Below are 9,104 nucleotides of genomic sequence, written 5' to 3'. Positions count from 1 at the left end.
AGCCGATGAGAAGCTGCTTGCGGAATGGAAGCAAAATCCGTTATGGCAAAACATTACGGCCGTGAAAAAAGGGGAAATTTACGAAGTAAACCGGGCACTGTGGACCCGGTACCGCGGACTCGGCTCTGCCGAGAAAATACTGGAGCAAGCAATTTCGCTTCTGTATCCTGCGCAAAATAAAGGAGACGGCTCCCGTTGATCGGACAAGCCTTACGCGACCGGCTAAATAAGCCGGTCTTCTTTGCACTTTTATTCGCTCTGCTTGCTGGACTGCTGCTGAGCATAGCAATTGGTCCAGTCAGGATGGACATCCCCACCATGCTGACTGCACTATTCACCGAGCATCCGTCCAAGGATCAGCTCATTATCTTGACGATACGCCTGCCACGTGCCGTCATTGGCCTGATCGTCGGCGCCGGGCTTGCCGTGGCCGGAGCGCTGATGCAGGCCATCACACGCAACCCGCTGGCTTCGCCGCAGGTGTTTGGGGTCAGCTCAGGCGCTTCGCTGGCTGTCGTCCTGTCGGTCGTGCTGCTGCCGAATATCGGGTCGTCCGGCAGCATTTATTTTGCTTTTGCCGGAGCGATCGCAGGCGGTTCCTTCGTATACGCATTGGCCGGAACGGCAGGCATGACGCCAGTCAAGCTAGCCCTTGCCGGGATGGCAGTACACCTGCTGCTGGCCTCTGTCACTCAGGGACTGCTCGTGTTCAATGAGCAAATATCCGATGTCTTGTATTGGCTCGCCGGAGCCATCGACGGGTCCACCTGGGCCGATACGCGGCTGGTGCTGCCATGGTTCGCCGTGGGTATGGTCCTTGCACTGGCGCTGGCCCCCTCGCTATCTGTGCTTAGCCTCGGTACAGAGGTGGCACAGGGACTGGGGCAAAATGTACGTCTTATCCGCTTACTAGCCTCAGCCTCAGTCATTCTGCTGGCAGGCTCTGCTGTAGCGGTAGCCGGGTCCATCGGCTTCGTGGGCTTAATGGTGCCAAACATCATCAAGGTGTTTACAGGCGACAATTATAAACGGGGCATCCCCCTGTCTGCAATCTGCGGAGCTCTGCTGCTGACATATGCAGACGTGCTTGGGCGGTTTATTGCCTTCCCTTATGAATCGCCTGTTGGTATTGTAACTGCGCTGGTGGGCGCGCCCTTCTTTTTATATCTGGCTCATAAGAACGGGAGGGCTTCACGATGAAAAAGCTGTGGATTTTACTCGTGCTTATGCTGGGTGTTTCTTTTATTGCTATTGGCGTGGGCAGCACCTACATTGCACCTTCTGAGCTGATCATGGCGCTGACTGATCGGGATGCCTCTTCCTGGTTCATCGTTCATCATTATCGCCTGCCTCGTGGCCTGTTGGCCGTTATGGCTGGTGCTGGCCTTGCAGTAGCCGGCGTGCTGCTGCAAGGCATGATCCGCAACCCACTGGCTTCGCCGGACGTGGTGGGTGTGTCCAAAGGAGCCGGCTTTGCGGCGGTTCTCGTCATCGTGCTGCTCCCCTCATCCCCCGTGGCGCTGCTACCGATCGCTGCCTTTATCGGTGCCGGAGTAGCTGCACTACTGCTTGTACAGCTTTCGATGAGGGAAGGCATGCGTCCTAACATGCTGGCCTTAACCGGGCTGGCGGTGGGTGCTATTTTTCAGGCTGCAACCGATTATATTCTGGTCAAATATCCACTCGAAGCCAGCGATACGCTGACTTGGCTAGCTGGAAGTCTATGGGGCAAAGGCTGGGATGAAGTATATGGACTTTTGCCATGGTTAGTTGTATTGCTGCCGCTCGCTTATACGCTACAGCGCAAACTGGATATTATGGGCCTGGATGAGGAAAGCTCCGCTGGCTTGGGTCTTAGCGTGAAGCGTATGCGCACAGGACTGCTGGCCGTATCCGTGGCCTTAGCTGCTGCCTGTGTCGCTGCCATCGGCTCCATCGGCTTTATAGGACTGCTGGCACCACATCTGGCTCGGCGGTTGTTCGGCAATCGCCACCGCTATCTACTGCCTGGCGCGGCCATGATCGGTGCCCTGATTCTTGTCCTTGCCGATGCACTCGGACGGGGGCTGAAGCCTCCGCTTGAGATTCCCGCTGGCATCGTGACAGCCGTGATTGGGGCGCCTTATTTCCTGTATCTATTGCTGCGGGAACGCAAGCAAAAAGGCAGCGGATAAAGGGCAAATTATTCAGTACAGCTAAACGCCGCTGCACTATACTGTAGCGTTTAGCTGATTTACCTCCCATCTGTACACCGAACCGCTGATTCATTTCTTTTCTAAACGATTCATCCTACAGCTACTTTTATATGCCACACTTCACACAAGTTTATTTTCCCGTTTTATATCGGAGTTTTGTTTTAACGAAGCTAAAGTACAGAAGATTCATTATGTACCATATTTTCATATATCATAAAAAAGAGAGTCAACCTGTACACTTAGTACAGGCTGACTCTCCTTATCCATCAACACTTACGCTGGATAGGGTACTTCTGTTCCATTTAAAATGAGGTGCATCCGAATTTCCGCTTTTAAGGAGTCGGATACAGCACAATATTTTTCCTTACCCATCTGAATCGCTTTCCATACACGGTAATCCGGAATATCTCCATCTACGTGGAACGTCAGATCAATCGCTGTAAAGCCCGTTGGCATTTGTTCCTTGCGTGTACCCTCTGCATCAATATCAATCCGTTGAATGTCTGACAAAAAACGATCCAAAATCATCGTAATATCGATACCAATACATCCCGCCAGACCTGCCAGCAGCAATTCCATCGGGGTCATTCCTTTGCCGTCACCGCCGTAAGCCGCCGTAGCGTCCATCCCTACGGAATAACCGGAGGGTCCTTCCGAAGTAAACGCGCGTTTGCCGTGCCAAGTTGTAGATACTTTCATGTTTAATTGCCTTCTTTCCATCTTCATAATCTATGATTTATTCCTGATCTAACTTAAAATTCGCTAATTTGACGCAGAAATTTTTGTGTCCTCTCATGCTGGGGAGCATCAAAAAACGCCTGTGGCGCAGCTTCCTCCACAATGATTCCGTCTGCCATAAATACAACCTTGTCCGCCACCTCGCGGGCAAATTTCATTTCATGAGTCACGACGACCATCGTCATTCCGTCTTGAGCCAGCTCCCGCATAACCCCCAGCACTTCACCCACAAGTTCGGGATCAAGTGCTGATGTCGGCTCATCGAACAGCATAATCGCCGGGTCCATCGCCAGTGCGCGTGCAATAGCTACCCGTTGCTGCTGTCCACCGGACAGACGAGTTGGATGTACATCCTGCTTATCCAATAATCCCACCCGCTTCAGTAGCTGTTGTCCAATAGACATCGCCTTGTCACGTGGCATTTTCTTTACTGTCAGCAGTCCTTCAATGACATTGCCGATTGCTGTTTTGTGCGGATATAGATTGAATTGCTGGAACACCATTCCCGTCTGCTTGCGAATATCACGAATGGCTGCTTGGCGGACACGTGGGGAAGCCGTAGCATCAACCTCAATCCCGTTCACCTCAAACTTGCCGGAAGACAGCTCTTCCAGTCCGTTCAGGCAACGCAGCAGAGTACTTTTACCAGATCCGCTGGGACCGAGCAATACGACGATTTCACGAGCGGCAACCTGAAAATCTATGCTTTTCAGAACCTCTACCTGTCCGAATCGTTTACCTAATCCGTTTGTTGTTATCATCATCTATCATCTCCACCTTAATAAGCTCGAGCCAGACGCTTTTCCACCCGCTCCAGTATAGCGGAGAATCCAATGCTCATAATCCAGTACATCAAGGCAATTTCGAGCAAAAACGGCATGTAGCGCAAATACTGCGCCTGTAAAAGCTGTGCCTGTCGCATCAATTCACTGACCCCGATAAACGACACAAGCGACGTTTCTTTAAGCATACCCACGAACGTATTCCCCATCGGTGCAATTGCAATGCGTAATGCCTGCGGAAGAATAATACGCCACATCGTTTGACCAGGCGACATTCCCGTAGCATAAGCGGCCTCAGTCTGTCCCTGCGGTACGGCTAAAATAGCTCCACGGAACGTCTCTGATAAGTACGCCCCTGTATTAATACTCAGTGCAAGACAAGCAGCCGTCAGCGACCCGAATGATATTCCGTAATCATCCAATCCATAATAAATGACTGCAATCTGCACCAAAACCGGCGTTCCCCGGATGAGCGATACATACATACGGGCCAGCCAACGAATCGGTCGATTACCTTTCAGTCGGGCTACAGCAACAATCAGACCAATGATTAGACCAAAAAGCATAGAAACAATCGTTATATACAGCGTATAATAAGCACCCTTCAATAAAAAAGGGACGTTCTCCCACATTAATTCAAGCATCGGTTATATTCCCTTCTTTCAGACGAGTGGCCCCATGTCAGCATAAAAGCCAAGACTGGAGCCAGACGCCTGTAACAAGCTTACGTTATTCTTTTGGCTCCTCGCCAAACCATTTTTTGAAAATGGTTTTGTAAGTGCCGTCTTCCTTCATTTCCTTCAGAGCCTTGTTCAAGGCTTCCTTGAGCTCAGGAGTATTCTGGTTAATAGCTACAGCCGCTTGATCCGATTTAACCGGCTCACCTACGGCTTTAATTTGGAACCCGTTTTTATCGATGATGGGCTTGAGAGCATACAGATTGTTAATGGTTGCATCAATACGACCAGAGTTCAGATCTTTCAATGAAGTAATGACATCATCATAGGTTTTGATCTCAAAATCGCCTACCTTCGGCAACACCTCGTTGCGCAGGTAAGATTCATCATTCGTCCCTAGGCCAACACCAATCGTTTTGCCTTTAAAATCTTCCAGCTTCGTAATGTCATTTGTTTTGCTGTTCACGATAATATTCACATTATTGGTGATATAGGGGTCTGTGAAGTCAATGGCCTTCTTACGATCCTCTGTAATCGCCACCTGGCTAACCACTGCATCGAATTTTTTCTTTTGCAAACTTGGAATCAGTCCTGAAAATTCTTGGGCCGTGAACTCCACCTTTACTCCAATTCGTTTCGCCAATTCTTTAGCAATATCTACATCAAACCCGTCCAATTCCTTGTTGTCGTTCAAAAAATTGTACGGCGGATAAGTCCCCATCATGCCAACCTTCATTACACCGGCCTTCTTGATGGCCTCTAGCTGATTGGCGGCTGCCTCATTACTGCTGCCTGCTCCATTGCTCGTATTAGAAGCTTCTGGCTTTGTCCCACAAGCGCTCAGCACAAGGCTGAACAAAGCCAGAGCCATGAGTGTGGTCACCAAAAACCCTTTTTTACGTGTTTTCATATGTCGTTCGCTCCTGTCTAGATGTAAATGTTTAAGTGTATATGTGTAATTTGGCTATCTAGCCTTGGCCTAGTAGTCCATAAAATTCAAAATTAGCAGCCTCTTCTGCCAATCTTGTAGCCGATACCTGCTTGATGTGGTCATGTGTTCCCTCTGAACCGAATAGCCAGCGTATAATGACCCCTTCAATCATGCTCATAAGCAGGGCTGCCCTTAGTTCGACATCTAATTCGGCAGGCAGCATGTTCAGCTCGATCGCTCGCTCCATATTGCGCCGGAATGCAAGCTCCATCGCAGTTCTGGTCTCACGGATGCTCTGCCGCACGGGTTCATCGACACCACTGCCGATTAGCAGCAAACCCATTAGATAACGGTTCTCCAAGGCAAAATGAAATAGCCGAACAAACAGTGCTTCTGATGCCTTAACCATATCAGCCAGCGTTCCCGCATCACGGCGATACCCCTGCCCGATCGCTGACAGCAGTTGTTCACGGCCTGTAGCGATAATCTCCAGCGCCAAGGCTTCTTTACTTTTAAAATGCCAGTAAAATGTGCCTTGAGCTACTCCTGCCTCCACCACGATATCTGAAATCTTCGTTTGGTGGTAACCCTGCTCGGCGAACCGCTTTAACGCAATATGAAGTAGCTGTGTTCTGCGGTCTGTTTCTTCTCCCCCGTGATCAATAGGTGGTTCCTTCGAAGGGGTTTTGGGTTGCTTCGCCTCGCGTGGCTGCATCGGTTTCCTCCTCCCGATTGATCAGTCAGTCAGTTTTTGTATTTTTAATCCTATAGGATAAGTATACTTTTGTCAAACGAAAAAAGAGAACCTCCGCAGAGGTCCTCTTTATCCTATATATTGCTGTTATAGCAATGCTTTGGCCGCAATATCTGTACGGTTTTGCTTGCCTTCAAAGGTAATACAGGCCGCTTGTTCGTAAGCTTTGTCCCGTGCCTCGGCAATGTCACGTCCCAAGCCCACCACGCCTAACACGCGTCCGCCGTTCGTGACCCACTCACCCTGTTCGTTGATACCTGTTCCAGCATGGAACACGATGGCTTCGTCTGCCTGATCCATTCCATGGATAGGTATCCCTTTGGCGTAAGCTGCAGGATAACCTCCGGATGCCAGCACCACACACACCGCGGCCTCATCCTTCCACTCGATCTCCACCTGGTCCAGCGTGCCGTTCACGGCAGCGAGGAAAATATCGAGCAAATCGGATTTTAGTCGAGGCAATACGACTTGTGTTTCTGGATCACCAAAACGTGCATTAAATTCAATCGTCTTCGGCTTGCCTTCCGGCGAAATCATCAGCCCGGCGAATAAGACACCCCGGAACGGACGCCCTTCAGCAACCATCGCCTTGGCCGTCGGCTTAATAATCGTCTCAATGGCTTCCTCAATAATAGAATCAGCTATGTGAGGCAACGGGGAATACGTGCCCATGCCACCTGTGTTCGGTCCCTTGTCACCATCAAATACCGGCTTGTGATCTTGGGCCGCTGCCATTGGACGAACCGTTTCCCCATCCACAAAGGAGAGAATCGACATTTCCTGTCCAGCGAGGAACTCCTCGATCACGACCTGTGCACCCGCTTCACCAAAAACCTTCGCTACCATAATATCGGACAGCGCCTTTTCCGCTTCTTCCATTGAGTAAGCAACGGTCACGCCTTTGCCTGCTGCCAATCCGTCCGCCTTAATGACTACCGGAATAGACTGTTCCTTCAAATAGGCATGTGCTTCCTCATAGGTATAAAATTTGCGATAAGCTGCTGTTGGAATGTGATATTTGTGCAGTAAATCTTTCATGAAGATTTTGCTGCCTTCGATTTCCGCCGCATTTTTACGCGGTCCGAATACCGGAATGCCTTTGGCTTCAAAGGCATCCACAATGCCGTCTGCCAGCGGATCATCGGGACCCACCACGACAAGTCCGACCTTTTTGGATTCAGCCAGTTCTGTCAATGCGTCAAACTCACTCACCGGAATCGGCACACACTCCGCTAATTGTCCGATACCAGCATTCCCTGGCGCACAATAGATTCGTCCGGCCTTTGGGCTTTTCTTCAGCGCCCACACAATTGCATGTTCGCGGCCGCCCCCGCCGATAACCAAAATATCCATTCAGGTGATTCCTCCCGCTTCCAGTATGATCGTTCAGGTGTGCTGCATTCACAACTCACGCAACTTAGTGTTTGAAATGACGTACGCCTGTAAAGACCATAGCAATGCCATATTCGTTAGCAACCTTGATGGATTCTTCATCTTTGATGGAGCCGCCCGGCTGAATGACTGCCGTAATGCCTGCTTTAGCTGCCAACTCCAACGTATCGCCCATCGGGAAAAATGCATCCGATGCCAGTACAGCACCTTTTGCTTTGTCACCAGCCTGTTCAATCGCAATCTTGGCCGCTCCGACACGGTTCATTTGTCCTGCGCCTACGCCAATGGTCATATTATCTGCCGCCAGTACGATGGCGTTGGATTTCACATGCTTAACCACTTTCCAGCTAAACAAAAGTTGTTTCAGTTCCTCCTCGGATGGCGCACGCTCAGTTACAACCGTAAGGGCATCCGGGTCTACAGCGTGAACGTCATTTTGCTGGACAACCATGCCACCTTCAATAGAAGTCACGACGTAACGGCTCTTTGCCTGTTCAGCCGGGGAAAGCTCACCCAGATCAAGCAAACGAATATTTTTCTTTTTCGTTAAAATCTCCAATGCTTCTTTCGTGAAGCCCGGTGCCAGTATAATCTCCAAAAAGATTTCACTCAGCTTGTTCGCTGTATCGCCATCAATAATCCGGTTAGCCGCGACGATGCCGCCAAAAATCGAGGTCGGATCTGCTGCGTAAGCTTTGTTGTACGCTTCATAAATACTGCCGCCAATCCCTACACCGCAAGGATTCATATGCTTAACTGCGACTACTGTCGGCTCGCTGAATTCTTTGACAATTTGCAGGGCTGCATTAGCGTCATTGATATTATTGTAAGACAACTCTTTGCCGTGAAGTTGCTTCGCAGTTGTCAGTGTACCCTTGGCCGCCAATGGCTCACGGTAAAATGCCGCTTGTTGATGAGGATTTTCCCCATAACGCAAATCCTGAATTTTTTCATAGGTTACAGTGTAACGCTCAGGCAGCGGATCACCTGTCACATTCGACAAATAATCGGAAATCAATGCGTCGTATGCCGCCGTATGACGGAACACTTTTGCAGCCAAACGTTTACGGGTATTCAGCTCTGTGTCGCCATCCTTACGTATTTCCTCCAGTACAGTGCTATAGTCATCCGCGTCGACCACTACACTGACAAAAGCATGATTTTTTGCCGCTGAACGGAGCATCGTTGGACCGCCGATGTCGATATTTTCAATCGCATCCTCATAGGTTACACCGGGTTTGGCGATCGTTTCCGCAAAAGGATACAGGTTCACAACGACCAGATCTATATAATCCAATCCAAGTTCCTTCATTTGACGCTGATGTTCTTCATTATCCCGAACAGCTAGCAAACCGCTGTGTACCGCAGGGTGGAGTGTTTTAACACGTCCATCCATAATTTCTGGAAATCCTGTTACCTCTGAAATGCCGATGACAGGAATGCCCTCCTTCGACAGCAAGCTGCTCGTTCCCCCTGTCGAAACGATCTCCACACCCAATTTGGACAACTCACGGCAAAACTCTACGATTCCCCGTTTATCTGATACGCTGACGAGCGCTCTTTTAATACTCACCCTGTCTCCTCCTTTAGCTCTTTCAGAATTTCGCAAATTTCTCTTCTATCAATTTATTTCCC

Annotated in this window: 9 protein-coding genes and 1 pseudogene; 3 read left to right on the top strand and 7 right to left on the bottom strand. The window is 49.7% G+C overall.

Annotated features, from left to right (window positions below; all coding sequences use genetic code 11):
• The 3 genes and pseudogenes from AC5V8P_RS19880 to AC5V8P_RS19870 all read left to right on the top strand — a co-directional run.
• Window positions 1–199, top strand: a pseudogene (locus tag AC5V8P_RS19880) (iron citrate ABC transporter substrate-binding protein); the annotation flags it as partial.
• A complete protein-coding gene (locus tag AC5V8P_RS19875) occupies window positions 196–1,200 on the top strand; it encodes a FecCD family ABC transporter permease (protein ID WP_064795812.1) in 1,005 nt (334 codons plus the stop codon). The pseudogene AC5V8P_RS19880 and the gene AC5V8P_RS19875, both read left to right, overlap by 4 nt.
• Window positions 1,197–2,174, top strand: a complete 978-nt coding sequence (locus tag AC5V8P_RS19870) for a FecCD family ABC transporter permease (protein WP_064795811.1) — start codon at window positions 1,197–1,199, stop codon at window positions 2,172–2,174. The genes AC5V8P_RS19875 and AC5V8P_RS19870 overlap by 4 nt, the downstream gene beginning before the upstream one ends.
• Window positions 2,175–2,468: 294 nt before the next feature.
• On the opposite strand, the gene AC5V8P_RS19865 is transcribed toward AC5V8P_RS19870, so the two are convergent.
• The 7 genes from AC5V8P_RS19865 to purH form a co-directional block, all read right to left on the bottom strand.
• Complete coding sequence (locus AC5V8P_RS19865) at window positions 2,469–2,894, bottom strand: OsmC family protein (protein ID WP_013369486.1); 426 nt, start codon at window positions 2,892–2,894, stop codon at window positions 2,469–2,471.
• Between the two features lie 53 nt (window positions 2,895–2,947).
• Window positions 2,948–3,697: an amino acid ABC transporter ATP-binding protein gene (locus tag AC5V8P_RS19860; RefSeq protein ID WP_081276731.1), complete on the bottom strand. Its 750-nt coding sequence runs from the start codon at window positions 3,695–3,697 to the stop codon at window positions 2,948–2,950.
• Between the two features lie 14 nt (window positions 3,698–3,711).
• Window positions 3,712–4,359 carry an amino acid ABC transporter permease gene (locus AC5V8P_RS19855; protein ID WP_064795810.1) on the bottom strand — a complete coding sequence of 216 codons (648 nt, stop codon included), beginning with the start codon at window positions 4,357–4,359 and terminating at the stop codon, window positions 3,712–3,714.
• A gap of 85 nt (window positions 4,360–4,444) precedes the next feature.
• Window positions 4,445–5,302 (bottom strand): transporter substrate-binding domain-containing protein, encoded by an 858-nt coding sequence (locus AC5V8P_RS19850; RefSeq protein ID WP_063209744.1) that lies wholly within the window; start codon window positions 5,300–5,302, stop codon window positions 4,445–4,447.
• A 58-nt stretch (window positions 5,303–5,360) separates the two neighbouring features.
• Entirely contained in the window at window positions 5,361–6,038 is a 678-nt protein-coding gene (locus AC5V8P_RS19845; RefSeq protein WP_064795809.1) for a TetR/AcrR family transcriptional regulator, read from the bottom strand.
• Window positions 6,039–6,164: 126 nt separating this feature from the next.
• Window positions 6,165–7,430 carry a phosphoribosylamine--glycine ligase gene (purD, locus tag AC5V8P_RS19840; protein WP_064795808.1) on the bottom strand — a complete coding sequence of 422 codons (1,266 nt, stop codon included), beginning with the start codon at window positions 7,428–7,430 and terminating at the stop codon, window positions 6,165–6,167.
• 64 nt (window positions 7,431–7,494) lie between these two features.
• Complete coding sequence (purH, locus tag AC5V8P_RS19835) at window positions 7,495–9,042, bottom strand: bifunctional phosphoribosylaminoimidazolecarboxamide formyltransferase/IMP cyclohydrolase (RefSeq protein WP_064795807.1); 1,548 nt, start codon at window positions 9,040–9,042, stop codon at window positions 7,495–7,497.
• Between the last annotated feature and the right edge of the window lie 62 nt (window positions 9,043–9,104).

The sequence above is a fragment of the Paenibacillus sp. N119s genome (genome assembly GCF_059447605.1).
The sequence above is the reverse complement of the archived record's forward strand: the minus strand, read 5'-3'. Positions and strand labels throughout refer to the sequence as shown.